Source organism: Seohaeicola saemankumensis (assembly GCF_021021435.1).
In the GTDB taxonomy this organism is placed as follows: Bacteria; Pseudomonadota; Alphaproteobacteria; order Rhodobacterales; family Rhodobacteraceae; genus Seohaeicola.
Window position 1 is genome coordinate 263,135 of sequence record NZ_JAINWI010000005.1, and the last position, 24,110, is coordinate 287,244.

The 24,110-nt window shown below is 60.7% G+C and carries 27 protein-coding genes and 2 pseudogenes; 8 read left to right on the forward strand and 21 right to left on the reverse strand.

The features are described from left to right. Nucleotides 1-187: 187 nt before the first annotated feature. From K7H22_RS04875 to K7H22_RS04925, 12 genes are all read right to left on the reverse strand, one after another. Nucleotides 188-2,548 carry a heavy metal translocating P-type ATPase gene (locus tag K7H22_RS04875; RefSeq protein ID WP_230799615.1) on the reverse strand — a complete coding sequence of 787 codons (2,361 nt, stop codon included), beginning with the start codon at nt 2,546-2,548 and terminating at the stop codon, nt 188-190. 70 nt (nt 2,549-2,618) lie between these two features. Beyond that, nucleotides 2,619-3,302, reverse strand: coding sequence for a TVP38/TMEM64 family protein (locus tag K7H22_RS04880; RefSeq protein ID WP_230799616.1), 684 nt, complete (start codon nt 3,300-3,302; stop codon nt 2,619-2,621). A gap of 1 nt (nt 3,303) precedes the next feature. Beyond that, nucleotides 3,304-3,690: a DUF302 domain-containing protein gene (locus K7H22_RS04885; protein ID WP_230799617.1), complete on the reverse strand. Its 387-nt coding sequence runs from the start codon at nt 3,688-3,690 to the stop codon at nt 3,304-3,306. A gap of 311 nt (nt 3,691-4,001) precedes the next feature. After that, nucleotides 4,002-4,427: a c-type cytochrome gene (locus K7H22_RS04890; protein WP_230799618.1), complete on the reverse strand. Its 426-nt coding sequence runs from the start codon at nt 4,425-4,427 to the stop codon at nt 4,002-4,004. A gap of 74 nt (nt 4,428-4,501) precedes the next feature. Continuing rightward, nucleotides 4,502-4,783 carry a copper-binding protein gene (locus K7H22_RS20150; protein WP_330165834.1) on the reverse strand — a complete coding sequence of 94 codons (282 nt, stop codon included), beginning with the start codon at nt 4,781-4,783 and terminating at the stop codon, nt 4,502-4,504. 24 nt (nt 4,784-4,807) lie between these two features. Beyond that, nucleotides 4,808-5,284 (reverse strand): cupredoxin family protein, encoded by a 477-nt coding sequence (locus tag K7H22_RS20155; RefSeq protein WP_330165835.1) that lies wholly within the window; start codon nt 5,282-5,284, stop codon nt 4,808-4,810. A gap of 40 nt (nt 5,285-5,324) precedes the next feature. Continuing rightward, on the reverse strand, nt 5,325-6,683 hold the full coding sequence (locus tag K7H22_RS04900) for a multicopper oxidase family protein (RefSeq protein WP_230799619.1): 1,359 nt from the start codon (nt 6,681-6,683) through the stop codon (nt 5,325-5,327). Between the two features lie 13 nt (nt 6,684-6,696). Next, complete coding sequence (locus K7H22_RS04905; RefSeq protein WP_230799620.1) at nt 6,697-8,157, reverse strand: TolC family protein; 1,461 nt, start codon at nt 8,155-8,157, stop codon at nt 6,697-6,699. Continuing rightward, nucleotides 8,157-8,378: a hypothetical protein gene (locus tag K7H22_RS04910; protein WP_230799621.1), complete on the reverse strand. Its 222-nt coding sequence runs from the start codon at nt 8,376-8,378 to the stop codon at nt 8,157-8,159. The genes K7H22_RS04905 and K7H22_RS04910 overlap by 1 nt, the downstream gene beginning before the upstream one ends. Nucleotides 8,379-8,455: 77 nt before the next feature. Beyond that, nucleotides 8,456-8,860, reverse strand: a complete 405-nt coding sequence (locus K7H22_RS04915) for a hypothetical protein (RefSeq protein WP_230799622.1) — start codon at nt 8,858-8,860, stop codon at nt 8,456-8,458. 121 nt (nt 8,861-8,981) lie between these two features. Further along, nucleotides 8,982-10,301, reverse strand: a complete 1,320-nt coding sequence (locus K7H22_RS04920; protein WP_230799623.1) for an MFS transporter — start codon at nt 10,299-10,301, stop codon at nt 8,982-8,984. 7 nt (nt 10,302-10,308) lie between these two features. Then, on the reverse strand, nt 10,309-10,569 hold the full coding sequence (locus K7H22_RS04925; protein ID WP_230799624.1) for a metal-sensing transcriptional repressor: 261 nt from the start codon (nt 10,567-10,569) through the stop codon (nt 10,309-10,311). An 83-nt stretch (nt 10,570-10,652) separates the two neighbouring features. Between K7H22_RS04925 and K7H22_RS04930 the strand changes: the two genes are divergently transcribed. Genes K7H22_RS04930 through K7H22_RS04940 form a run of 3 tightly spaced genes read left to right on the forward strand, consistent with a single transcriptional unit; the run spans nt 10,653 to nt 12,420 of the window. After that, nucleotides 10,653-11,006: a hypothetical protein gene (locus tag K7H22_RS04930; protein ID WP_230799625.1), complete on the forward strand. Its 354-nt coding sequence runs from the start codon at nt 10,653-10,655 to the stop codon at nt 11,004-11,006. 57 nt (nt 11,007-11,063) lie between these two features. Beyond that, nucleotides 11,064-11,792 (forward strand): HupE/UreJ family protein, encoded by a 729-nt coding sequence (locus K7H22_RS04935; RefSeq protein WP_230799626.1) that lies wholly within the window; start codon nt 11,064-11,066, stop codon nt 11,790-11,792. A 16-nt stretch (nt 11,793-11,808) separates the two neighbouring features. Further along, on the forward strand, nt 11,809-12,420 hold the full coding sequence (locus K7H22_RS04940) for a transmembrane anchor protein (protein ID WP_230799627.1): 612 nt from the start codon (nt 11,809-11,811) through the stop codon (nt 12,418-12,420). Nucleotides 12,421-12,679: 259 nt separating this feature from the next. On the opposite strand, the gene K7H22_RS04945 is transcribed toward K7H22_RS04940, so the two are convergent. After that, complete coding sequence (locus tag K7H22_RS04945; RefSeq protein ID WP_330165836.1) at nt 12,680-13,144, reverse strand: Lrp/AsnC family transcriptional regulator; 465 nt, start codon at nt 13,142-13,144, stop codon at nt 12,680-12,682. A gap of 168 nt (nt 13,145-13,312) precedes the next feature. Here K7H22_RS04945 and K7H22_RS04950 point away from each other — a divergent pair, with 168 nt between their 5' ends. The 3 genes from K7H22_RS04950 to K7H22_RS04960 are packed head-to-tail and all read left to right on the forward strand — an operon-like array spanning nt 13,313 to nt 16,225. Next, nucleotides 13,313-14,356, forward strand: coding sequence for a pyridoxal-phosphate dependent enzyme (locus tag K7H22_RS04950; protein WP_230799628.1), 1,044 nt, complete (start codon nt 13,313-13,315; stop codon nt 14,354-14,356). Further along, on the forward strand, nt 14,349-15,515 hold the full coding sequence (locus K7H22_RS04955) for a M24 family metallopeptidase (RefSeq protein ID WP_230799629.1): 1,167 nt from the start codon (nt 14,349-14,351) through the stop codon (nt 15,513-15,515). Before K7H22_RS04950 ends, K7H22_RS04955 begins: the two co-directional genes overlap by 8 nt. Further along, a complete protein-coding gene (locus K7H22_RS04960; protein ID WP_230799630.1) occupies nt 15,512-16,225 on the forward strand; it encodes an aspartate/glutamate racemase family protein in 714 nt (237 codons plus the stop codon). The genes K7H22_RS04955 and K7H22_RS04960 overlap by 4 nt, the downstream gene beginning before the upstream one ends. 813 nt (nt 16,226-17,038) lie before the next feature. Here K7H22_RS04960 and K7H22_RS04965 read toward each other — a convergent pair. Further along, nucleotides 17,039-17,893: a sterol desaturase family protein gene (locus K7H22_RS04965; RefSeq protein WP_230799631.1), complete on the reverse strand. Its 855-nt coding sequence runs from the start codon at nt 17,891-17,893 to the stop codon at nt 17,039-17,041. Between the two features lie 83 nt (nt 17,894-17,976). On the opposite strand from K7H22_RS04965, the gene K7H22_RS04970 reads away from it, so the two are divergent. Further along, nucleotides 17,977-18,654, forward strand: a complete 678-nt coding sequence (locus tag K7H22_RS04970; protein ID WP_230799632.1) for an ArsR/SmtB family transcription factor — start codon at nt 17,977-17,979, stop codon at nt 18,652-18,654. A 91-nt stretch (nt 18,655-18,745) separates the two neighbouring features. On the opposite strand, the gene K7H22_RS04975 is transcribed toward K7H22_RS04970, so the two are convergent. From K7H22_RS04975 to K7H22_RS04990, 4 genes are all read right to left on the reverse strand, one after another. After that, a complete protein-coding gene (locus K7H22_RS04975; protein ID WP_230799633.1) occupies nt 18,746-19,219 on the reverse strand; it encodes a DUF411 domain-containing protein in 474 nt (157 codons plus the stop codon). Nucleotides 19,220-19,251: 32 nt separating this feature from the next. Beyond that, nucleotides 19,252-20,421, reverse strand: coding sequence for a permease (locus tag K7H22_RS04980; RefSeq protein WP_230799634.1), 1,170 nt, complete (start codon nt 20,419-20,421; stop codon nt 19,252-19,254). A gap of 61 nt (nt 20,422-20,482) precedes the next feature. Continuing rightward, nucleotides 20,483-20,833, reverse strand: a complete 351-nt coding sequence (locus tag K7H22_RS04985; RefSeq protein ID WP_419248146.1) for an SCO family protein — start codon at nt 20,831-20,833, stop codon at nt 20,483-20,485. A gap of 13 nt (nt 20,834-20,846) precedes the next feature. Then, nucleotides 20,847-21,305, reverse strand: coding sequence for a copper chaperone PCu(A)C (locus K7H22_RS04990; RefSeq protein WP_230799635.1), 459 nt, complete (start codon nt 21,303-21,305; stop codon nt 20,847-20,849). A 313-nt stretch (nt 21,306-21,618) separates the two neighbouring features. On the opposite strand from K7H22_RS04990, the gene K7H22_RS04995 reads away from it, so the two are divergent. Continuing rightward, on the forward strand, nt 21,619-22,044 hold the full coding sequence (locus tag K7H22_RS04995) for a MerR family transcriptional regulator (protein ID WP_230799636.1): 426 nt from the start codon (nt 21,619-21,621) through the stop codon (nt 22,042-22,044). A gap of 213 nt (nt 22,045-22,257) precedes the next feature. Here K7H22_RS04995 and K7H22_RS05000 read toward each other — a convergent pair. From K7H22_RS05000 to arsB, 3 genes and pseudogenes are all read right to left on the reverse strand, one after another. Then, a pseudogene (locus K7H22_RS05000) lies at nt 22,258-22,425 on the reverse strand (IS3 family transposase); the annotation flags it as partial. A gap of 150 nt (nt 22,426-22,575) precedes the next feature. Continuing rightward, a pseudogene (locus K7H22_RS20220) lies at nt 22,576-22,705 on the reverse strand (transposase); the annotation flags it as partial. 382 nt (nt 22,706-23,087) lie between these two features. Continuing rightward, nucleotides 23,088-24,107: an ACR3 family arsenite efflux transporter gene (arsB, locus tag K7H22_RS05010; protein ID WP_230799637.1), complete on the reverse strand. Its 1,020-nt coding sequence runs from the start codon at nt 24,105-24,107 to the stop codon at nt 23,088-23,090. Nucleotides 24,108-24,110: the final 3 nt, after the last annotated feature.

Below are 24,110 nucleotides of genomic sequence, written 5' to 3' on the forward strand. Positions count from 1 at the left end.
CGCTGCCCCTCGGCTTGAACGGCCCTACGCGCCACCGATTGTTTCGACGTGCTCGGCTCAAAGCAAGCATTCGTGATCGATTCTGTCCAGGTTCGAACCCTCCCCATAGCGGACTCATGACAGGGATGCGAAAGTCTTTTATTTTCGGCGACCATCCGATGCGGGGAAGTCGAATAAGAAACCCAAGTCACTTCAGCTTGCCATTTGGCGTGCCTATATCAAAATTGACATTCCGAAGCCGCAATGCGTTGGAGATGACCGAAACCGAAGACAGGCTCATAGCCGCAGCGGCGATCATGGGTGAGAGCAAGAGGCCGGTAACTGGGTATAGCAACCCCGCTGCGATCGGGACACCAAGTGCGTTGTAGGCAAAGGCAAAAAACAGGTTCTGCTTGATGTTGCGCAGGGTGGCACGGGCTAGTTTTCGGGCCCTGACAATACCCATGAGGTCGCCCCCCAGAAGCGTAATGCCGGCGCTTTCCATGGCCACATCGGCGCCGGTGCCCATTGCGATGCCGACATCGGCAGCAGCGAGCGCAGGCGCATCGTTCACGCCATCACCAGCCATGGCGATCTTGTGGCCTTCACGACGCATCTGATCTATTAGGTCTTTCTTGTCCTCGGGTAGAACGCCTGCGCGCACCTCGTCGATCCCGAGCTTGCTTGCCACGGCCCGTGCCGTCCTCTCGTTGTCGCCTGTCGCCATGATGACGTGCAGACCCAGTGAATGCAGGGCGTCTATGGCTTGTGCTGTAGAGTCCTTGATCGGATCAGCCACCGCCACGATGCCGGCCAGCAAGCCATCCACAGCGACGAACATTGCTGTTTTGCCTTCGGCGCGCAATGTGTCGGCCTTGGCGTCAGCCTCTGCCGTCGCCAATCCCATCTCTGTCATCATGGCCGCATTGCCGAGGGCCACGGTGCGCGATCCGACGGTTCCGTGCACGCCCTTGCCCGTGACCGCCGCGAAGTCTGACGCCTCCTGCCGCGATGAGCCCAGCGACTCTGCCCCTTCCACGATGGCCTCAGCCAGCGGGTGTTCTGAACTGCGCTCAAGAGCTGCGGCCAGTGATAGCAGGTCACCTTCACTCATTTCCCCAAGCGAGACGGTGTCGGTCAATTTGGGCTTGCCCATGGTCAGGGTGCCGGTTTTGTCGACGATCAGCGTATCGACGTCCGCCATCCGCTCGAGCGCCTCGGCATCCTTGATCAGCACACCCGCTTGCGCGCCTCGCCCTGCGGCGGTGGTGATCGAGATCGGTGTGGCGAGACCCAGCGCACAGGGGCAGGCGATGATCAGGACCGACACGGCGGCAGCCATGGCAAAAACCAGCGCAGGTTCTGGACCGATGATCAGCCATATGCCAAAGGCAAGCACGGCAACCGCAACGACCGTTGGCACGAATACGGCCGAAACGCGGTCCGCAAGACCCTGGATCGGGGCACGGGACCGCCGCGCATTCGACACCATCGTTACGATTTGCGCCAGCACGCTGTCCGATCCGACGTTTCCTGCTTCGATCACCAGACTGCCATTCTTGTTGATCGTAGCCCCGGTCACTGCGTCGCCGGGACCTTTTCCCACGGGCATCGGCTCTCCGGTCAACATGCTTTCATCCAGTGAAGAACGTCCCTCGATCACGGTGCCATCCACGGGTACGGCGTCCCCAGGACGGACCCGCAGATGATCACCTTCCATGATATTTTCAAGCGGGGCGTCGTATTCTGTGCCATCGGGTAGGATACGGCGCGCTGTTTTTGGCGCCAGATCCAGAAGCGCGCGGATCGCGTCTCCGGTGCGTTCGCGGGCCCGCAACTCAAGAACCTGTCCCACGAAAACAAGCGTCACAATCACCACAGCCGCTTCGAAATAGGTGCCGACACCGTGCCCCATGCGATACTGTTCCGGAAAGACGCCTGGTAGAAATGTCGCAACAATCGAATAGAGATAGGCCGCCGCCACACCAAGGCTGATGAGGGTCCACATGTTGGGGCTGCGGTTCACCACCGAGTCCCAGCCGCGCCTGAAGAACGGCAAAGCCGCCCAGAGGATGATCGGTGTCGCCAGCGCGAACTCCAGATAGCTTGCGTTCTGATGTCCGATCCAGTCGCGCACGGGCAAAGCCACCAGTTCGCCCATCGTGAGGATCACCAGCGGCATTGCGGCTGCGGCCGATATCCACATCCTGCGCGTGAAATCTGTCAGCTCTTCGCTGGGCGCGTCCGATGGCACCATTGGCTCAAGCGCCATGCCGCAGATCGGGCAAGCGCCGGGTGCGTCGCGGATGATCTCCGGGTGCATCGGACAGGTGTATTGCGCGTTGTCCTTCTTAGCGGTCTTCCGGCGCGCCGCACGACCAGATGCATAGAACCATGGATCAGCCTTGAACTTCTGCTGGCATGTCTCAGAGCAGAAATGAAAGGTTTCACCATCAAACGCCGCGCGATGCCCGTCGGCTTTGATCGCAACCGTCATCCCGCAGACCGGATCTTTGGCCGTATTTGCCTCTGGCGGAATGTCGAGTGTAGCTTGATTTTCATGTTCCATGTTTTGCATGCCTTTCAAATTTTTTCTGCGGCTTTCGAGGCCCCCAGCGCCGCGTCAGACGCCAACAATCTCAAGGTTGGTGGTTGGCACCCTCTTGCGGCTTTCTGCGCAGCGCCACCCACAGAAGCGGTGCCCCCGTCACAAGCCCAAGGCCAGCCACAGCCCAGGTTATCCGGCCCAGTTCCCCACTGACCGCTTGACCGCCGAAATGCGCAAGCAGGAAGCTGGCCGGAATGATGCCTGCCAATGTGGCGCAGGCGAACCGCCATGCGTGAAGGTGGCTGAGGCCGGCAGCATAGCTGATCATGTCGAAGGACACGAAGGGCATCAGGCGGCTGGCGAAGACCGTGGCCGTCAGAGCGCTCTGTGACCCCAGAAGCCCGGCATCGAGCTTGTCTCCGAATACCCGCCGCAAGACGTCGTGCCCCAGAACCCGCGCCAGTGCAAACGCGATCAACGCCCCCAGTTCGGCCCCGATCACGATCAAGACCGTGCCCCAAATATGCCCATAGGCCGCGCCCGCCGCCAATGCGATCGGCGCGCTGGGGATCGGGCTGGCCACGACCGCGAATGTCATCAGTGTAACGATCACAAGGGGCCCCCAGAGACCCGTCTGGGCAACTAAGCTGTCGATACGGTCACCGTCCAGCAGCCGGTCAGCTTCGTATAAGGCCGACGGCGCGAACAGCCAAAGACCGAAAAGGGCCACTCCAAGAAGTGCGAGTGCTGCGACAGTGGCGGTCCGAGGGGTCACGTCAGATCGCAGCGATGGCTTTGGCCAGAAGGTCGCGCACGTCTCCTGCCACCGCAATCAACTTCGCGTTCTCTATCGCCTGCATAGAAGCCACGGGATCAATCGCGCTGACCTCCACGCCGCCCTCGACCGCGCGCAGGATGACGTTGCAGGGCAGCATCGCGCCGACACGCGGTTCGATCCCGATGGCCTGATAGGCCATGGTCGGATTGCAAGCCCCGAGGATGCGATAGGCTGGCATGTCTGCGTCCAGCTTGGCCTTCATGGTCTTTTGCACGTCGATTTCGGTCAATACTCCAAATCCATTATCGAAAAGGGCCTTGCGCGTGCTGGTGTCGATTTCGTCGATAGTCGCCCCGGTCATCAACCGAGTGATGGTATAAGTCATGCTGTTCTCTTTCCTGTCTACTTGCGCAGATACTTGATCAGCGCGGCAATCATCAGGCCGACAAGGATCAGGATGATGATCATCCAGATCCCGCCGAAACCCATGCCATATCCGTTCATCATGTCGGACGTCCTTTCCTGAGCTGTGACGTGCCGCCCTGAGTCAACGCCCTACGGCCTGTAGGGTTCCAGATCTCGGTCCCCTGGCGTTCGCGCGGGCAGGGGGAACATCGCCTGTCATCCTATCACATGCAGGGCTGCCGATGTGACAAATCTGCGTGCCTAAATACGTCCTATCGGAGCGCGAAAGCCTCAATTGATCCCGTTTTCGCGTTGGAGGGCGCGGATATAGGCCACGATGTCTATTACCTCGGCCTCGGTTACACCCTCAACTGGCGGCATGTCGCCAAAGCGCCAGTGATGCGCCCGCACACCGTTTTGTGCGGCCAGCAGAAAGGATGCATCGCCGCGATGGCTAGGTTCATAGATCTTGTGGACAAGCGGCGGCGCGATATCCTGCCTGCCCTGCGCGTTGGTCCCGTGGCAACTGGCGCAGGCGGTATCAAAGGCGCGCTGGCCCATCTGCTCCTGTTCGCTGACACTGGTGGGGACCTGCACGGCGACCATCGCATCCCCTCCAAGCGGGGGGTCGGTCGTCGGGGTATCAGGGGGTTGCGTCAGAAGGAATGCCCAAGCGGTCGTAGCCAGAAGAGCAATCCCGAATAGGGCGCGTTTCATTGAATGTCCTTCTTGCCTTGGGCGCACATCTGACCGTTCAGCGGGTCAGATGCGCGCCATGTTTGGTCATGCGCTCATTTCAGGGCGGTGACCTTCAACTTGCCTTCGACGCGGTCGGCGGTGAACTCGATCTCGTCACCCTCGGCCATTTGGGCAATCACATCTTCATCGGCGCGGAACACCATCGTCATGGCGGGCATGTCGAGACTGACCAGTTCTTCGTGGATGATCGTGACCTTTCCGGCCTCGGCATCGACTTTCTTGACGACTCCTTTGGTGAAGGTTTCGGCAAAGGCCAGCGTGCTGGTCAGGGTCAGCGCGAGGGTGGTCATGGTAAGTATCTTGAGGGTTTTCATGCTGGTGTCCTTTCGGTAAGGGGATCATTTGACAGTGATCGGGCCATGCATCCCGGCGTCGTAATGGCCGGGGATCAGGCAGGCGAATTCGAAAGTGCCCTTGTTGGCGAAGGTCCAGAGGATCTCGCCCTTGGCACCGGGTTCAAGGCGCACGGCGTTCGGATCGTCATGCTCCATTTCAGGGAATTTTTCCATGAGCGCCTTGTGCTCGACATTCTTGTCGAGGGAATCCATCACGAATTCATGGTCGAGTTCGCCTGCATTGGTCACGACGATGCGCACGGTTTCGCCCGCCGTAAAGTCCAGTTGGGCGGGCTCGAACACCATCGCGCCGTCTTCGGTCTCGCGCATTGTGACGTCGATGGTGCGATCTGCGTCACCGTCAGCAGGGAAGCCGATGGCCATCATGTCGTGGCCATGTCCGCCTGCATGGGTGCCGGCGGCAAAGGCGGCGCTGCCCAGCGTCAGGGCAAAGGCCGTGCCGAGGAAGAGTGTTTTCATCTTTGGGGTCCTTCTGGTTGTGATATCTGACGGCATGGCATTAGCCCTTGTCGCCGGGTCTTGGGGTGAGGCGGGTCTTCGCGTCATTCACACGGCTGAATTCAGGCAACTCACCCGTCCATTCATAGGCCTGCTCGCCGGGCGGGTTTTCATACCAGCCGGGATCGCTGTAATCGTCTGGGGCGATCCCTTCGCGCACCTTGACGACCGAGAACATGCCGCCCATTTCAATGGGACCATGCGGGCCCCAGCCGGTCATCATCGGCACGGTGTTGTCGGGCAGCTCCATTTCCATCGTGCCCATATCCGCCATGCCAGCCGTGCCCATCGGCATGTATTCGGGCTGGAAGCTGCGGATCTTGCGCGTGAGGTCGGCCTTGTTCACGCCGATGAAGGTGGGCACATCATGGCCCATCGCGTTCATGGTGTGATGCGACTTGTGGCAATGGATCGCCCAATCGCCCAAGTGATCAGCCGTAAACTCATAAGCGCGCATCGCGCCCACCGGAATGTCGATGGAGACTTCGGGCCATTGCGCGCTTTCAGGCACCCAGCCGCCATCGGTGCAGGTGACCTTGAAGTCATAGCCATGCATGTGGATCGGATGGTTCGTCATCGTGAGGTTGCCCACACGCACGCGGACCCGGTCGCCCTTGTTGACGACCAGAGGGTCGATATCAGGGAAGATCCGGCTGTTCCATGTCCACAGGTTGAAATCGGTCATCGTCATGATGCGCGGCACATAGGTCCCGGGGTCGATGTCGAAGGCGTTCAGCATGATCAGGAAATCGCGGTCCACGGGCTGGAAGGTCGGGTCCTTGGGATGCACGATGAACATGCCCATCATGCCCATTGCCATCTGCACCATCTCATCGGCATGGGGGTGATACATGAACGTGCCGGATTTGATCAGGTCGAATTCGTAGACAAAGGTCTTGCCCGGCGGGATCGCCGGATGGCTGAGGCCGCCGACGCCGTCCATACCGGAGGGCAGGATCAGCCCGTGCCAGTGGATCGTCGTATGTTCAGGCAGCTTGTTGGTCACGAAGATGCGGACGCGGTCGCCCTCGACCGCCTCGATGGTGGGTCCCGTGGATTGGCCGTTATAGCCCCACAGATGTGCGACCATGCCCTCGGCCAGTTCCCGCTCGACCGGCTCGGCAACAAGGTGGAATTCCTTGACGCCGTTGTTCATCCTGTATGGCAAGGTCCAGCCGTTCAGCGTGACCACGGGCGTGTAATCCGGCCCCGATGTGGGGCGCGGCGTAATCTGGGTCGCGGCGCTGTCCATGACGGCCGCTTCGGGCAGACCCATATTGGCGGTCTGTCCCCATGATCTGGAGGAGACAAGCGCTGCACCCGCGGCGCCCGCCCCCAGCAATTGACGTCTGTTCAACATCTTTTTCATCCTTTCAATGTTCGGCATCGCCAGCAGTGGCGAGGGCGGCGTTTGCGGAAGGTGAAGAGGCACCGGAGCCGCCGCCATAGATCGCGGCGGTCAGATCGGCCTCGGCCAGAAAGAAATCGCGCTTGGCGTTAGCGGCCTTCAACTCGGCCCCCAGCCTGTCGCGGGCGGCGCTGATCAATTCGAAAGTGCTGGTGATCATCCCGTTATAGGAGAGCAGCCCCTCCTCCTCGACCGCGGCGCGGAGCGGGACCAGAATATCGCGGTAATGCTGTGCGATTCGATGGGTGGCGCGGTAGCCAGCCTCGGCGGCGCGGGCCTCGGAGCGGATGTTCACGGCTTTCTGGGCCAGAACATTGGCCGCTTGCAGATAAGACAGTTCCGCCTTGCGCATGCGCGCCTTGCCGGTGTCGAAGATCGGGATCGCGAACTCCAGCTCAAGCTGCGGACTGACCTCGGTGCTCCTGCGGCCATCTTCGATCTCGCGTTCGGCTTCAACCCCAGCGATGAGTTCCAGATCGGTGACCAGACGCGTCCGGTCAGTGAGGCCAAAAGCCGCCGCCTGCGCCTCGAGATCCAGCTTGGCGACGCGCAGATCGACGCGGTTGTTCAGCGCCCGTGCCTCGACACCCGCGGCGGATCGGACGTTGTGCGGCAAGGCGGGCAGGGCATCGGGGACGAAATAGGAAACGTCGTCACCCCAAAGGCCCATCAGCCGCGTCAACTCTTCCTTGGCGCGGCTGGCGGTCAGCCGCGCCTGGGCAAGTTGACCTGCCAGTTCCGCGTTGAAGGCAAATTCGCGCGCCTGTCCTGCCTTGTTCAGGGCACCTGTCTCGCCCAAACGTTGCGCCAGTTCCGCGCCCGCGTCCGAAGTGACTTTGGCCCGTTGCAGATAACTGACGGTTTCAAAAGCCGCGACAGCGTTGATCCACGCTGCGCGGGTCTGGTTGGCCAGTGCCAATGTGTCATCAACGGCCCGCGCCTGAGCTGAGCGGAAGTTCACATCCGCCAGCTTCATGCGCTGCTGACGGGTTTGTGCGGCCAGCAGGTTGGACGCGATCATGCCCTCGATCGCGCGGTAGGCCCCAAGCTCGGCCGCTCCGATCCCCAACACGCCGATCGATACGACCGGATTGACAGGCGTGGCTTCTTGCCATGCGGTGGCGGCTGAGAGGCCGATTTCGGAATAGGATGCCTGCAAGCCCTTGTTGTTCAGAAGTGCCACCTGCACCGCCGTGTCGGCAGAAATGGTCTTGCCCTGCACAAGGGCGCGCACCTCGCGCTGGATCGCTTCGTTCTCGGCCTGAGTCTGGGCAAAGGCTGTGCGCTTGCCAATGGCTGCGGATGTCTGGTCGGAGACGGCGGCAAATCCGGCATTGGGTGCGGTGTAGAGGTCCGGCACCGCGCTGGCACAGGCGGCCAGCACCAAGGGCAGACTAATCGTGAGTGGGAGCATTGCAAGGCGCATCAGTTACCCTCCGATTGTTCGTCATTGACCTGCCGCCAGTCGCGTGGCCCAGAGGGGATGCGGTCGGTGTGGCCCGCGAACGGGTCGCGGTAGGTCACGCGAGAGGTTCGCGCGACCTCGGTTACGGATTGCTGGTTGGCGATGTTCGGCAAGGGTGTGACGGCTTGTGAACATGCCCCCAATGCAAGGGCGCTTGCCCCTGCAAAAAGGTAGTATTTCATCTGGATACCCTGATCATTCGGTGTCCGTGCAAAAATGGACACATATCACAACGTTGATCCCGCCTGCGGGACCGCGATCAGATCAGGTGTTTGGGGGGGCGGCGATGTTCAATCGGATCGAAAGGTGAAAAACTGGATAGCCAGGTCGCCTCGGGATCTGCTCTAGGGACATCTGGAAGTCCTGCTGCGGTCTGCGCGAGGACCGCTGCCGCGCAGATACCCTGACAGCAGTTCGCTGTGTCTGTGGTCGTATCGCTGTCAGATGCGGTCAATTGACTCATAACATCTTCCACATCGTGATGAGCGTGAGCTCCATGGCCACCATGATGCCTGTTCTCGGTATCCTGCGCCATTGCACTGCCATGCACCGATGAATGGGCATGTGCCGATGATGGCGGGTAAAGGATCAAGGACACAAGCAAGACGGCGCAAAACAGCGCCTTTACCAGTCCGAAATTGATTGCCCTTGTGACCATGTTCATTGAATGTCCGTTCATCCATCAGCTGTCAATGATCGACCGATAGCTTCGGTTTACTTTTTCGTGAAACGGGCGGTTTGCCGCTATTGCGGGGCGGTAGCACTTGATGGCGCGGCGGTTTGGTTCAAAGCTGTGACGCCCAGCGTGGGTGAAAGTCATCCACAACAAAAGGATGGGCGTGGTCCCGTTGGCCCTGAAGGTGTGGATGATCAAGCGGCAGGTTGTCGTGATGATGCGCCAAGGTCTCCGGGTCATGCCGCGGCCATAGACGCAGCGCAAGCACAAGACCTACCATCGCTACCGCCGCCAGAAAAATAAGTGCCGTGACGACCCCGAACCGCGTCATCAGCCAGCCAGACAAGGGATAAGTCGCCAACCAGCAGGTATGGCTCAGCGCGAATTGTGCGGCAAAGAGCGCCGGGCGATCCTCAGCATGGGCGGAGCGGCGCAGCAAGCGACCCGAGGGGGTCAGCACCGCCGCATAGCCCAGCCCCACCAGTAGCCATGCGCCAAGAAGAACCGGCCAGACAAGCCCCAGCGAGGCGATCTCCACAGCCAGCCCTAGCAAAGTGACAACCATCAAAGAAGCCCCTGCGACCATGACCGGGCGGTCGGGCACCCAGTCCAGAAGCTTTGGCAGCAGGATGGCTGCGATCATCGAACCGGCCCCGAAGGCGAACATCGTCCAGGCAAGTGCGCTAGCGGACAGCCCCAGCGTCCCACGCACCAGCACCACCGAATTGACCAGCACCATCGCCCCTGCGGCAGCGGCGGCAAGGTTCAGAGCCAGCAGCCCGCGCAAGCGCGGTGTGGCCAGATAGATCCGCATCCCCCGCGTCGTGCGGTCATAGATACCGCGCGGCACAGCAGGCTTGGGGCCGGGCAGCAGCACCGAGACCACCAGCACCGCCGAGGCGACAAATCCGATCACCGTGCCAAGGAACAGGGCGTTATAGCTCATCACCGTCAGCAGCAGCGCGGCCAGCGTGGGGCTGGCGATATTCTCCAGATCATAGGCAAGACGCGACAGCGACAGGGCGCGGGTGTAGCGCGCCTCATCGGGCAGAACATCGGGGATCGTGGCCTGAAAGGTCGGGGTGAACCCGGCCGAGGCTGCTTGAAGCAGGAAGATCAAGACATAGACCTGCCAGACCTCGGTCACGAAAGGCAGGCAAAGCGCCACCCCCGCGCGCACCAGATCCAAGGTCACCAGAAAGGCACGCCGGTTCACCCGGTCGGCAAAGGCACCGGCGACGGGCGCGATGCCGACATAGGCCACCATTTTGATGAAAAATACAGTGCCCAGCACCATGGCGGCATCATCACCCGCCAGATCATAGGCCAGAAGGCCAAGCGCCACCGTGGCCAGCCCCGTGCCCAACAGCGCCACGACCTGCGCCAGAAACAGGTGACGATAGATGCGGTCTTTGAGGATGTCGAACATGGTGTGCCTACAGGTATCGCGCGATAGTCTTGAGGGCGGCGCGGTCCTCAGCCGAATGTTCGGTATCCAGACAATGATCCATGTGATCATGGATCAGCGCGCGCTTGGCATTGACCACGGCTTTTTCGACCGCGTGGAGTTGCTGGGCGATGTCAAGGCAGGGTTTGCCCGTCTCGATCATCTCGATCACGGCCCGCAGATGACCCTCGGCGCGTTTCAGCCGGGCGATCAGGGCAGGGTGGGTTGCATGGAGATGGGGTTTTGTCATAAACAGATTTTATCCCCCCCGAGGGGATAGAGCAAGACGGCGCGTGACAGGTGCCGCAGCAGGGTGAGCGGGCATAGAGCGATATGCAAAAGTGGCGGATCTTTGGACGGCAACTGCTGGCGACAGCTATCTGCCTGTCACTCGTGGTCTGGTCCGTCCTGCCCACTCTAACCCATGTGCCGACCGTGCTTGAGACCTTGCACGAACACGCCGAAATGATCGCCGCGCATGGTCATTCGCACGGTCTGGCAGAAGATCTGGCCTGGGCGCTGCACGGGCACAGCCATGATGCTATGGATCATGATCACAATCAGGCCGTTCTGACCGCGGCCCATGATAACGCGCTGATGGAGCACGGCACCGACAGGTGGCGGTTCCATCCTGCGCCGGACATTTCCTCTCGCGTTTTCCGCATCGACCGACCTCCGCGTGCCTGATCGCGGCTGCAATCCGCAGCATTCCCGATCAGACATCATCAAAATGGAGAACCATCCATGATCTCGACTCCACGGGGGATCAGCGCGCCCGCATCATGCCGGGCGGTTACGCTGACCCTATTCACCCTCGCGGGCCTTGCGCTGAGCGCCGCGCAAGCCTTGGCCCACAACGTCACTCCCGGTGACGCCGGCTATATTCAGGAGATCTGGGGGGTGCACATCATCCCCTTCATTTACCTTGGCGCCAAACACATGGTGACGGGATATGACCATATCTTGTTCCTGCTGGGCGTTGTCTTCTTCCTCTACAAGATGCGCGACGTCGCTATCTATGTCAGCATCTTCGCGTTTGGCCATTCGGTCACGATGCTGCTGGGTGTGTGGTATGGCTGGGGCATCAACGCCTATGTCATCGACGCGATCATCGGGCTGTCGGTGGTCTACAAGGCACTCGACAACCTTGGGGCCTATCAAAGATGGTTCGGGGTCCAGCCCGATACCAAGGCCGCCACGCTGGTCTTCGGTCTGTTCCACGGCACGGGTCTGGCCACCAAGATCCTGGAATACCAGATCGCCGAGGATGGTTTGCTGGCCAACCTTCTGGCCTTCAACGTGGGCGTCGAAATTGGACAGCTCTTGGCCCTCGCAGTCATCCTGATCGTCATGGGTTATTGGCGGCGCAGCCCGAACTTCATGCGGCAGGCGACTGTCGCCAACATCATCATGATCGTCCTTGGCGTGATCCTGACCGGCCAGCAGATCGCCGGCTATATCGCCTCCACCTGACAGAACGGAGAATACCATGAACAACGCACCCAAACCCCGCCTTGAAGACCTGCCCAGCAAGGCGCAGCTTTTCCGCTCCTCCATCTTGGCGGCCATCGGCGCGGTGGTGATCCTTGTCACCGTCTATCTGCCCGCCGAACATGCCATTGATCCCACCGGCATCGGCGGCGTGACCGGCCTGACCGAGATGGGCGAGATCAAGCGGGAACTGGCCGAGGAAGCCGCGCGCGATGCGGAAACCCACGGCGATCAATCCTCCAGTGTGATCGACGCCATCTTCAGCACCTTCATCGGTTCGGCGCAAGCACAGGAGGCGTGGCGCGACGAGGTGAGCTTCACCCTCGCTCCCGACGCCACGGCGGAGATCAAGCTGGTGATGGAGGCAGGCATGACCGCCACCTACGCCTGGACCGCGACAGGCGGGCGGATCAACTTCGACCTGCACGCCCATGGTGACGGGCAGTCCATCGACTATGCTCGCGGCCGTGGCGAGACCGCCGGCGAGGGCAGCATCGAAGCCCCCTTCACCGGCGAGCACGGCTGGTTCTGGCGCAACCGCGACAGCAGCGAGATCACCGTGACCCTGCAACTGCGCGGTGACTATAGCGAGGTGAAACAGACCTACTGAGGTCAAAGCAGCCATTCGCGCATGATGCAGCGAATGGCTGCAATTCGCCCGGTTTGACGGAGGTGGCAGAATAGTCTTGATCCACCCTCTGCTGATTGTCGGCCTTGTTGCAAGGCTAATTCCGCGCGGTGACGCAGGACTGGCACAGTGAAAATTTCTGTCGCAGTGAACAGCGGTTTTGATTGTGTTGGTTTGTCCGGACGCTGCGTCGCTGAACCAACGTGAAGATCAAAGCAGACCCATTGCTTTGATGACGGGTTCAATCTTGGGCAACCGGCACGGCAAAACCCGTTTTGACGCTATCCATAACGGCGCTTGTCCGAAACCTCAGGACATTGTCTTCCGTAAAGAAATGGCGGCGTGTAAATTCTTCGAAGCCGGCCATATCGCGGGCAGACACGATCAAAATGAAATCGGCATTGCCGGTGACATAGTAGCATTGCATGACCTCGGGCGCGGTCTGCATAGCGGCTTTGAAGCGGTCCAGATCGGCCTTGCGTTCGTTTTGCAAGGTCACCTCGACAATGAGGATCAGACCAAGCCCGACGCTTGCGGGATCAAGCACGGCGATTTCGGCCTTGATGACCCCAGAAGATCGCAGGCGCGCCATGCGTTTGCGGCATGCATCCGGTGACAGTCCGGCCTGTTGTGACATTGCCTCGGCGGTTGTGCGGGCGTTGCGCTGAAGGATGTTCAGAATAAGGGCGTCGAATTTGTCCATCATGGCAAGTTCGCGGAAAATCGGCGTGAAGGGAAGTCCGTTGCGAAAATGTGTCCGAAAATCGGCCTAAAATCGAGTGAACTCGCTGAAATAAGGCGCAAAGTGTTTCAATTTTTCCGGTCCGGATGTCTTCTGATGCGATAGGCTACGGCAGAACAGAACGGGTTTGGAATGCTGCATCGTTTGCAAAATCCTTGGCGCGGATATGGGCTTCCTGCGGTGGGACTCGCCCCGCTGACGGATGCAGGCGGTGTGGCAGAGCTATTGGCGAAATGCCTTGCCCATGCGCCAACACCGCTGCACGATATGCCAGCGCTCGCGGCCGAGTTGGGGGTTGCGCGCATCAGTCTGAAAGACGAGCGCCATCGTATGGGGCTGGGTAGTTTCAAGGCGCTTGGCGCAGCCTTTGCCATCGCGCGCGAGGCGTCTATGACCGGAGCCGGGGATATACAGCAGGCGCTGCAGGAGCGCGTCTATGTGACCGCCAGCGCGGGCAATCACGGAATGTCAGTGGCGGCAGGGGCGCGGTTGTTCGGGGCGCGGGCAGTGATCTTTCTTTCCATTGCCGTGCCAGAGGCATTTGCCGAACGTCTGCGCGCCAAGGGAGCCGAAGTCGTGCGCGCAGGTGCGGATTACGAAGCCAGTATGCAGGCCGCAGCCGAGGCGGCGCAACTGCGGGGCTGGACACTTCTATCAGACAGTTCATGGCCCGGTTACACAGAATTGCCGCTGCGCGTCATGGAAGGATATCTGCAACTGGCCGCCGAGGCGATTGCACAGATCGACACGGTGCCCAGCCATATTCTGTTGCAAGCGGGTGTCGGAGGGCTGGCGGCTGCCGTAGCGGCTCACGCCCGCCTTGTCTGGGGTGATGGTCCGCAGGTCATCATCGTTGAACCTCAAGCGGCTCCGGCGTTGATGGAGGGCATTCGCGCGGGGCAGGTGGTCGATACATCCGGGCCTGTGTCCTGTATGGGCAGGCTTGACTGCAAGACTGCGTCGATGATTGCGCTGAATGGTTTGGCGCGGGAAGCGGATGTCTTTGTGACCATTAGTGAAACCGACGCCATTGGTGGTGCCGAGTTACTGTCCGCACACGGTTTGCCGACAACACCTTCGGGCGCGGCAGGGGTTGCAGCATTGCGAGCGGGGCTGGATGTGCCAGCGGATGCCCATGTTCTGGCCATTCTCAGCGAAGGACCGGAGGATGGATGAACCTTCCCTGATCTTTCCCGCACAAGAATACCGCGCGCGCATCGCGCGTCTGCAGGCAGCCATGGCGAAACAGGGTCTCGATGCGCTATTGCTGACGTCGCCTGCCGACGTCTTTTACACAACTGGCTTTCTGACGAGGTTCTGGGAAAGCCCGGCGCGGCCATGGTTCGTTGTTGTCCCGATAGCGGGTGATCCGGTGGCGGTGATCCCCTCGATCGGGGCCGATCTGATGGGGCGCACATGGTTGCGCGATATCCGGACGTGGGATGCGCCCGACCCGCATGACGACGGCGTCAGCTTGCTGGCCGATGCCTTGGCGCAACTCGTAGCGCCCCATGGCCAGATTGGTGTGCCCATGGGGTTGGAAACCCATCTGCGGATGCCGTCGCTGGATTTTGAGGCCGTGCGCACGCGGCTTGCACCGCGCCGTTTTGTCGATGCGACAGCATGCGTGCAGCGCGTGCGCGAAGTGAAATCTGAAGCCGAGATCGGCAAGATCCGCGCATCTTGCACAATTGCCGCCCGCGCCTTCGACCGCGTGCCCGAATTTGCGCGCGTGGGACTGCCGCTGGCAGATGTGTTCCGCGACTTCCAGATTGCGCTCCTGTCAGAGGGGGCGGACTGGGTCAGCTACGTTGCGGGCGGCGCAGGGCGGGACGGCTATGGCGATGTGATCTCGCCCGCAGGCATCGCCCCGTTGCAGCGGGGACATATCCTGATGTTGGACACAGGCGCGGTAAAAGACGGATATTTCTGCGACTTCGACCGCAATTTCGCCATTGGGCCCGCGTCTGATATAGCGCGTCGCGCCTATGCAGCGCTTTGGCATGCGACCGAGGATACGCTGGCCGTCTTACGCCCGGGCATGCTGGCCCGCGATGTGCATCACCTGCTATCTGTTGGGTTGCGACGGCGCAACACGACGCCGGGGGACGGACGGCTGGGGCATGGTTTGGGCATCACGCTGACCGAATGGCCGTCCTTTACCCCGCTGGATGAAACCCCCTTGCGCGAAGGCATGGTCCTGACGTTGGAACCCGGCTGCGTCACGACTGATGGGCGGATCATGGTGCATGAAGAGAACATCGTCCTGCGCGCGGATGGGGCTGAACTGCTGTCACCTCGGGCGCCCCAAGAGCTACCGGAGGTTTCCGCATGACTGCCTTTCGATATACCTTGCAGGACGACGATTTGCCCCGTCTTGGCCTGGTCGTCTTGCAGGTCGATGAAACTATCGAGCAAGATTTTCGCCATCTGCTTCCCCCGCATATCGCGCGTTTGCATGTGACACGCGTCCCTTCAGGCGCAGAACTGACGCCCGACAGCATTGCAGACATGGAACGCGCTTTGCCCGATGCGGCCCGCTTGCTGCCGGATACAAAGCCGCTGGATGTGGTGGGCTATGCCTGCACATCGGGCACGACGTTGATCGGCGCTGATCGGGTGCGTGAACTGGTGACAAGCGTCGTCAGAACGCGGACAGTCACCGACCCGCTGACCGCTGCTCTGGCCGCGTGCCAAAGCAGAGGGTTGGCACGGCTGGGGATCGTTTCGCCCTATATCGCGTCTGTGGCAGAGCCGATCCGCAAGGCATTCGAGTCTGGCGGCGTCGCGGTCCCTGACATGTTGTCATTTGGTGAACAGGTCGAGGTCAGAGTCGCCCGCATTGCGCCCCAGTCTATCGCCGAAGCCGCCCGCGCATTGGCACGGCGCAGCAAGCTGGACGGGATCTTCCTGTCCTGCACCAATCTGCGCACATTGGACATTCTCGCCCCACTGACCCAGGAACTTGGCCTGCCGGTGCTTAGTTCGAACCAGTGCCTGGCTGCGCATATGGCAGCACTGACAAAGGTTACTGTGGATTTGTGACTGGGAAAGCCCTGGTAAGGAAGCTCAGGTTTTCAAATCCGTCGTAACCAGCCCTTTGTGGAAATCCGGCTGCTTGCACTACGGCGGCTGATGTTTATGCGTTGGAAGTAGACGTTCCAAAGCGGCCTCTTGTATTCTGATCTATTCCCATTCCATCCGCTGGAACACGGTCTGCGCGTTTCGACCGGCAAGCGACCCGAACTGATCCAGATATGTGAATGCTGACTGGTCCACGTTGACGGACCTGACGATATCTCCGCCTTTTTCTATATGCCCGTGCATTTTGTGTCGCAGATTTTGCAGGTAGTCCCACGTGTCGCTCTGTGCTCTTGCCAATGTGGTCAGGGGGCCGCAGCCGGGGACAAGTTACGCCGGTTCCAGCGCCTCGATAGCAGCAAATCTGTGCAACCAAGTGGCGCTGTCAGAGACTTCCATTACACTGAACATGCGGCTAAATTAGATAATATTGCCCGTGAAAACGGTCCGATCAGCAGGCAAGCACACGAAACTATCCTCGGGGGTATGGGCCGCGCCCGCATGGTGGATCTCAATCTGCCGCCCACCCAGTTCAAGGACGTGGTCTGCCTCGAAAGTGATTGTGGCATAGGCCGGTTGGGTGTCCCCCGAGACCTGTCCCCACCAGTTGAGACGGCATCGTAAGCTGCAAGGAGGACCGGGCCTCCTGGTCGGCAACGGCGGTGGTGGCAGCGATCACGGCTGCGCGGGGATCGTGCTGTCGGTGAACTGTGCAGCATCGCGGGTATCCACGAAAACCGCAGTCTCGAACACGGTCTCGTCAAGCTGCAGTGTGTGTCATTCCGCGACATCCTTAGTGGTAATCTGCGGGTCGAGGGCATGGCCGCTGGCTGGCCCCCGCACGGGCTGGAGCAGCATCCGGTCGAGCCACAGGTCGCGGCGGGTGCGGAACTGCTCGATCCCGATTTCCATCCCCGCGTGCCCCTTGGCGGGTTGGGCGACATAGGTGCCGAGCAGGCGGTCCCACCAGGGCAGGTTGAAGCCGTAATTCGAATTGGTCTCGCGCGGGTCGATGGAATGATGGACGCGGTGCATGTCGGGAGTCACCACGAACAGGCGCAGCACGCGGTCCACGGGGCGGGGCAGGTCGATATTGGCGTGGTTGAACAGGGCGGTGGCGTTCAGCAGCACCTCGAACAGCAGCACAGCCACGGCCGGGGGGCCAAGGGCGGCGACCACGGCCAGTTTGATGCCCATAGAGATCAGGATTTCAATAGGATGAAAGCGCAGGCCGGTGGTGGCGTCGAACTCCAGATCCGCATGGTGCATCCGGTGCAGGCGCCACAGGCCCGGCACGGCGTGGAACATCACATGCTGCAGATAGATCGCGAGGTCCAGCAGCAGCATCGAGGCGAGGATGGCCAGCCATAGCGGTGCGTCGATGATGTTGAACAGACCCCAGCCGCGATCCTCGGCCATGACGGCCAGACCGACGGCGAGGATCGGAAAGCTCAGGCGCAGGATCACGGTATCCACGACGACAAGCGCCATGTTGTTCGTCCAGCGCAGGACTCGCGGGATTTCCTGCCGCCGCCGGGGGGCGGCCACTTCCCACAGGGCCATGGCGGCAAGCACGCCCAGAAAGAAGACAAGGCGGATCATCGGTTCGGCCGCAAGGATGGTGTCGGACATGGTGCGACCCTTTGGGTTGCGAACATCTGTGAATACGTTATCATTCAAGAAATCACTTGAATGTCTAACCACGGGAGACGTTGATGTCAATCGGCCCGAAAACCGCGTTGCTGGAGGAATACGCGCTCGTTGGACAGGCCCTGTCTTCTCCGGCGCGGTTGGCGTTGCTGGAGCAATTGGCGCAGGGAGAGCGTGGGGTGGAAGGTTTGGCGGACAAGACCGGCCTGACGCTTGCCAACTGCTCGCAGCACCTGCAACAGCTGCGCCGCGCCGGGCTTGTGACCAGTCGCCGTGCCGGCAAGGCGGTGATCTACCGGCTGACCGACACCAAAACGTTGGAGTTGATGGACCTGTTGCGTGTGCTGGCCGAACGCAACCTGGACCAGGTCGCGCAGATCCTGCGCGGGCTGTCCGGTGGCGCGGATGCGCCCGAACCCGTCAGCCGCGTCGATTTGGCCGCGCGGATGGCCGATGGAGCGGTGACAATCCTTGATGTGCGCCCCGCCGATGAATTCGCCGCAGGCCATATTCCGGGGGCGCTGAACAGGACATTGACCGAGCTGGGGGCGCTCCTCCCCGATCTCGCCCCGGATGCCGAGATCGTCGCCTATTGCCGGGGGCCCTATTGCATCTATGCGCATCAGGCGGTGGCGGCTTTGCGTCAGCGCGGCTTCAATGCAAGGCGACTGGAGGGCGGCCTGCCGGAGTGGCGCGCTGACGGGTTTGCGGTTGTGAGCAATCCTCAACCGGGTTGTTGTTAGGCATGGAGCTCAGACCAACGTTGCCTGTGTGTCGTCTGACGAGCAAGCCGAGAAAAGTGCTGGCTCTGTTGACCGTTGCGCGGAAACGGTCTCAGGCAGCGGACTCGTAGCTTGTGAACACCTCGGTGCTCCCGTCGCGGCGGATCAAGAACACGTCATAGGCGTCGCGACGGTCCTCCGGTCCCATGCCGGGAGAGCCGTAGGGCATGCCCGGGACAGCGAGGCCGACCGCATCGGGACGCTCGGACAGTAGCCTGCGGATGTCGGCGGGCGGCACATGGCCTTCGATGATATAGCCGTCAATCTCGCCCGTGTGACAGGAGATCATCTCTTGCGGAACGCCGCTGTCGAGTTTGTGGCGGATCAGCAACGTGCCGAAGCTGTTCTCGGTCGTGACCGTCATGCCATCGTCGCGCAGGATGCGCACCCAGGCCTCGCAGCAGCCGCAGTTCTGGTCTTTCAGAACGTGAATTGCGGGCGTGTCCTGAGCAACACTCAAAGTTGGTGCGATTGCGATGAGACTTGCAGCACCGATGAGAAGGCTGCGGCGTGTTAATATGGGCATGATCTATCCTCCAATTGTATAGTCATGCTCGGTCATCCCGCGACGTTCAAGGCCCAGCCGATCACAAGAACTTGGGGAACCGTCAGCAGCGGCAACAGAAGCGCGGCCTTCAGGCGCCCCGTGACCTCCCTCAGGACCAGGATCTCGGTGTAGTCGGTGGCCACGCCCGCCATCAGGAAGGTGAAGGCGTTGCCTGGCGCTGCGGCGCGGGTCATCAGGTCGGCGGCGATCGGCACCGATCCTTCCGAGCAGACCTCGATGATCGTGGCGGCAAGGAGCGTGGTGAAAAGGCCCAGAAGCGTCGCGCCGAACCATGTCGCGAAAACCTCGGTCGGCACCGTCGCCTGGATCAGTGCCGCCAGCACCACGCCGAAGAACAGCCAGCGCAGGACCATCCGGCTTGCGGTGACGGACCGACGCGCGATGTCGCGGGCAAAGGCGAAATCGTAACGGGTGGCGCGCAAGCCGGCCTTCGCCTCGCGCCAGACGTGGAAATCGACGGGCAGGTCCACGCGGTTCGGGTTCGGCGTTACGCGGCCCGCGCGCTCCAGCGTTTCGACTGCAAGGCCGGTGGCGAAGGCGATGACCAGCGACGCGACCAGAAAGACCGCCATCCACTGCCACCCCATCAGCACGCCGATGATGATGGTCAGCGACAGCGAGTTCCAAGGCGAGGCGATCAGGAAGGCAAAGACCTGCCCAAGGCTCGCACCGCGCTCATAAAGTTTGGCGCCGACCATCAACACACCGTGGTTGCACAGATCGAGCAGGACGCCGGCCAGCACCGCGCGCACAAGGCTTTTTGTCCCCTGATCGCGGCCGATGACGCCGATGACGAATTGCCGGGGCACTCGGTCGATCAGGCCGACGGCGAGCATCCCGACGAGAATGCCCCACCACATCAGGTTCATCATCTCCTGCACGCCATGGGTAAAGATGCCGAGGCCGAGGGGCGCGTCGTGCGGCAGAACGAAGGCTCCGAGGTAAGAGACCACGATGATCGCGCCTGAGCCCCAGAGCATCCAGTCCACGCGGCGCCATGTGGCTGAATCCGTGTCCGCAGACGGGCCGCAGCAGGAGGTCGCCGTGTCGTTGCTACCGCCACAGCAGGACGCTGCCAGCCGAGGTGATGGATCGCCTGGAAGGACGAATCCGTCCGCATCGCAAGCGCCTTTATTCGCCGTGGTTCTGTTGTCGTTCATGCGGCCCTCTCCGTTGATAGTTCCAACATGGGACCTCCAGCTACTAGAGGTTCAAGAGGTTTCAGAGATTTTTTAGTAACAGGCCGCTCAGCCCGTCCCGGGCGCGCCGCGCACCATCGCACGGCGAATCTTGGGCAGCGCGAATTCGCGCGTTTTCGTGATAGTCGATGATGCTGAACAGCGCGCCTGTCGCGTCGAAGAGAAAGACACCGGCGGTGTGGTCCTTGGTGTAGTCGCCGCCCTCGAGTGCGACTTTCTCGTAGAACACCCGAAAACCTTCCGCCGCCCGTGCGATTTGCGCGCGCTCTCCCGTCCAGCGTCGGATCTGGGGATGGAAATAACCGACATGCTCGGCCATCGCCGCGGTGGTATCCCAGTACGGATCGACCGGGATGAACACGGTGTTGAGCATTTTCGCTGCCGCATCAGTCCGCCGGACCCCGTGCCGCCATGCTGCGGATCGGCACTTCGACGGTAATCTCCTCGCCATCTGCAAGGATCAGCGACAGCGTGAAGCTCTCGCCCTCGATCATCGGGCGCTGGAGGTCCATGAGCATCACATGCAGCCCGCCGGGTTCCAAAGCCACTGTCTCACCGGCGGCGATCTCGACTTGTTCCAAATGCGACATCCGGTTCACCCCCTGCGCGTCGGTGGTGCTGGTATGGATCATGGGCATCATCGCAAGGTCGGTGCGCAGCCCCGTCACCGTCACCAGCGCGTCGCCCGTATTTTGCAGGCGCATGTAGGCCACGCCGGGACGGCTTGTCCCGATCGAGGCGCGCGACCACGCGCCCTCGATCACTACTGCGTCGCCGCTGGCAAGCACGGGCGGCGCTACGGTCAGCAGGACAAGGGCTATTGTGGTCGATGCAAGTGTTTTCATTTTCTTGGTCTCCAATTCATTGGGCGCGTCCGCTCACGAGCCTGATCCGCGCATGTTGCCCGAAATCCTGAAGATCAGCTCTGGCAGCGTCCCGCCATGTGACGCCCTGCGGACGGTGTGCGCGCAGAAGTGCGTGGTTGCTTTCATCTGGCGTCCATGTCGGGTCAGTCTTGACTTTGGTCGCTGCTTACAAGCTACAGTCGGTAGAGGTTCAAGCTCTTTTTGCACGAGCGACAGACGCTGACGCATTCGTGAAGCCTTGTTGATCGCCGCGACGAAACCTACAAATGCTGCAGTAAACAGGAGGCTTTTCATGCTCACGATCGGCACGCTGGCCAAACGCACCGGGACCAAGGTCCAGACGGTCCGCTACTACGAACAGGTCGGGCTTTTGCCGGAACCAGACCGAACCGAGGGCGGGCAACGTCGGTATGGCGACAGCGATCTCGACCGGCTCGCCTTCATCCGGCATGCGCGGCAGCTTGGTTTCACGCTCGAAGCGATCCGCGAACTGTTGGATCTTTCCGACAACCCGAACCGGTCATGCGAAGATGTGGATCGCATCGCGCATCACCAGTTGAAGGAGGTCGAGGTCCGGATCACCAGACTGGAAGCCCTGCGCAAGGAACTCACGCGGATGCTTGGCGAATGCAGCGGCGATACTGTCGCAGACTGTCGGGTTCTCGAGGTTCTGCGCGATCACGCGGCCTGCCTGACGGATCACGGGCAGGGCGCTTGAGGAATCCGGCATCGTCGCGCGACCTGTTGGCGGCACATGATGACTTCTGCTTTAGCAGATTGGTCAAGAGTATTTCGCTTGCGAGGCGAAAGTCCGGTATCCGTCTTTCCGAATATGGCCGGAGCACTCACTTGTTCCGCCCGGAGTCACCGCTTAGCGAATTCTGATCTGAAGCGCACAGGCATGGACTTGCGCGGCTTTTATGAAGAGCGTTTAGCTCACTTCCCGCACCTTTCGCCCGAAGGCGATGGGGCTCTGGAAGCCAGGCGATGAATGTCGCCTGACGGGGTTATAGAAACCGTCGATGTATCTGGCGATGGCGTTTTCGGCCTGCTGGCGGGATTGCCACGCGACCGGCCAGATCAGCCCCGACTTGATGGTCGACACGTCAACGCAATGACACGCAGTCAATCGTAGCATGGGTCAGGCCATCAAGCTGCAATACCACATTCACAGTCATAGCCGTTCCCGCGCCCGCTTTTCGAGAACTGGGTGCCGTGTTTGCCTCACTGGCATGGCGTTCCTGGCTCAGCCAACCTGTCAGCGTCGATGCCCCGATACCATGATCCTCCGCGATCTCCCGCCGCGTCCGACCACTTGTCAGTGCCCGCCGGACCGCTTCACACCGAAACTCCGGCGTGGATCTGTTTCCGTTTCCCATAGAGCACCTCCTGGTTCCTCAGTTGGTGCTCTCTACATTCCCCGGGCAAGTCCAAGTGATGGAAAGAAGCATTAAGCCGTAGCTTCTTGATGCTCTGACGGCTGCGATCGAAGACCAGTTGTCAGGCATGGACCAAAGTTTCGATCCGGTCATCGAGTATGGCCACTCCGATTGGTGGATGAATCAAGATGCCTCATCTGACTTTGGCTACCGGAAGGCTGCGGCGATGGAACAGGCTAAATCGACGTCATGTGCGTGAAAAATAGCTCTATATCAATTGGATAATCGAGTGTGTGCCTGAGGAGTAGAATCTGGGCAAAGTGACCAATACGGTCCTCTGCTGCCAAGCTTTCCAAACATGTTTTCTGGCACAGGCGAAAGCCTACCCTGAGAACCGCGGTCTTGTGTGGTTTGCGAACCATACCAGCGACAGCATCACGGGCACCTCGACGAGAACGCCGACCACTGTGACAAGCGCCGCACCAGAGTTCAGTCCGAACAGGCCGATCGCTACGGCGACTGCAAGTTCGAAGAAATTTGATGTGCCGATCAACGCGCAGGGGGCAGCGACATTGTGCGGAACCTTCCAGCGCCATGCCCAGAAATAGGCGATAGCGAAGATGCCATAGGACTGGATCAAAATGGGCGTTGCAAGCAGCACGATCAGGAACGGGTTTTTGAGGATCACGTTCCCTTGAAACCCGAACAGAAGCACGACTGTCAGTAAAAGACCCAGAACCGATGCAGGCTTGATCCGTGCGGTAAAGCCCGCCACGGTCGCTTCGCCACCTTTCCGCATCAGGCGCGACCGTGTGATTGCGCCTGCGATCAGAGGTAACACGACATAGAGCACAACCGACAGAACCAGCGTTTCCCAGGGCACGGATAGCTCGGTCATGCCCAGAAGCAGGGCCACAATCGGCGCAAAGGCGAAAACCATGATCACATCGTTGAGAGACACCTGCACCAGCGTGTAATTGGGATCGCCCTTGGTCAGTTGCGACCAGACAAAGACCATTGCCGTGCATGGAGCCGCGCCCAAAAGGATCAGTCCCGCAATGTACTGCCCTGCATCGGCAGGGTCGATCAGACCGGTGAAGATGTAGTTGAAAAACAGCACGCCCAGTGCGGCCATGGTAAAGGGTTTGATCAACCAGTTGACCACAAGCGTGATGACCAGCCCTTTCGGGCGCTCTCCCACGCGGCCAAGCGCGCTGAAATCCACGGCGACCATCATCGGATAGACCATCGCCCAGATCAGAACGGCCACGACAAGATTGACCGATGCATATTCGAGCGAAGCCAGCAGCCCGAATACGCTGGGAAGTAGCGTAGCAAAGAAGATCCCCGTTGCAATGCAAAGGAACACCCAAAGCGAGAGGAAGCGTTCAAAACCCGTCATGGT

Coding starts and splice junctions, on each gene's coding strand:
- K7H22_RS04875 (WP_230799615.1), bottom strand. CDS start 2,548: ATGGAACATGAAAATCAAGCTACACTCGACATTCCGCCAGAGGCAAAT.
- K7H22_RS04885 (WP_230799617.1), bottom strand. CDS start 3,690: ATGACTTATACCATCACTCGGTTGATGACCGGGGCGACTATCGACGAA.
- K7H22_RS04890 (WP_230799618.1), bottom strand. CDS start 4,427: ATGAAACGCGCCCTATTCGGGATTGCTCTTCTGGCTACGACCGCTTGG.
- K7H22_RS20150 (WP_330165834.1), bottom strand. CDS start 4,783: ATGAAAACCCTCAAGATACTTACCATGACCACCCTCGCGCTGACCCTG.
- K7H22_RS20155 (WP_330165835.1), bottom strand. CDS start 5,284: ATGAAAACACTCTTCCTCGGCACGGCCTTTGCCCTGACGCTGGGCAGC.
- K7H22_RS04900 (WP_230799619.1), bottom strand. CDS start 6,683: ATGTTGAACAGACGTCAATTGCTGGGGGCGGGCGCCGCGGGTGCAGCG.
- K7H22_RS04905 (WP_230799620.1), bottom strand. CDS start 8,157: ATGCGCCTTGCAATGCTCCCACTCACGATTAGTCTGCCCTTGGTGCTG.
- K7H22_RS04910 (WP_230799621.1), bottom strand. CDS start 8,378: ATGAAATACTACCTTTTTGCAGGGGCAAGCGCCCTTGCATTGGGGGCA.
- K7H22_RS04915 (WP_230799622.1), bottom strand. CDS start 8,860: ATGAACATGGTCACAAGGGCAATCAATTTCGGACTGGTAAAGGCGCTG.
- K7H22_RS04920 (WP_230799623.1), bottom strand. CDS start 10,301: ATGTTCGACATCCTCAAAGACCGCATCTATCGTCACCTGTTTCTGGCG.
- K7H22_RS04925 (WP_230799624.1), bottom strand. CDS start 10,569: ATGACAAAACCCCATCTCCATGCAACCCACCCTGCCCTGATCGCCCGG.
- K7H22_RS04930 (WP_230799625.1), top strand. CDS start 10,653: ATGCAAAAGTGGCGGATCTTTGGACGGCAACTGCTGGCGACAGCTATC.
- K7H22_RS04935 (WP_230799626.1), top strand. CDS start 11,064: ATGATCTCGACTCCACGGGGGATCAGCGCGCCCGCATCATGCCGGGCG.
- K7H22_RS04940 (WP_230799627.1), top strand. CDS start 11,809: ATGAACAACGCACCCAAACCCCGCCTTGAAGACCTGCCCAGCAAGGCG.
- K7H22_RS04945 (WP_330165836.1), bottom strand. CDS start 13,144: ATGATGGACAAATTCGACGCCCTTATTCTGAACATCCTTCAGCGCAAC.
- K7H22_RS04950 (WP_230799628.1), top strand. CDS start 13,313: ATGCTGCATCGTTTGCAAAATCCTTGGCGCGGATATGGGCTTCCTGCG.
- K7H22_RS04955 (WP_230799629.1), top strand. CDS start 14,349: ATGGATGAACCTTCCCTGATCTTTCCCGCACAAGAATACCGCGCGCGC.
- K7H22_RS04960 (WP_230799630.1), top strand. CDS start 15,512: ATGACTGCCTTTCGATATACCTTGCAGGACGACGATTTGCCCCGTCTT.
- K7H22_RS04965 (WP_230799631.1), bottom strand. CDS start 17,893: ATGTCCGACACCATCCTTGCGGCCGAACCGATGATCCGCCTTGTCTTC.
- K7H22_RS04970 (WP_230799632.1), top strand. CDS start 17,977: ATGTCAATCGGCCCGAAAACCGCGTTGCTGGAGGAATACGCGCTCGTT.
- K7H22_RS04975 (WP_230799633.1), bottom strand. CDS start 19,219: ATGCCCATATTAACACGCCGCAGCCTTCTCATCGGTGCTGCAAGTCTC.
- K7H22_RS04980 (WP_230799634.1), bottom strand. CDS start 20,421: ATGAACGACAACAGAACCACGGCGAATAAAGGCGCTTGCGATGCGGAC.
- K7H22_RS04985 (WP_419248146.1), bottom strand. CDS start 20,833: ATGCTCAACACCGTGTTCATCCCGGTCGATCCGTACTGGGATACCACC.
- K7H22_RS04990 (WP_230799635.1), bottom strand. CDS start 21,305: ATGAAAACACTTGCATCGACCACAATAGCCCTTGTCCTGCTGACCGTA.
- K7H22_RS04995 (WP_230799636.1), top strand. CDS start 21,619: ATGCTCACGATCGGCACGCTGGCCAAACGCACCGGGACCAAGGTCCAG.
- arsB (WP_230799637.1), bottom strand. CDS start 24,107: ATGACGGGTTTTGAACGCTTCCTCTCGCTTTGGGTGTTCCTTTGCATT.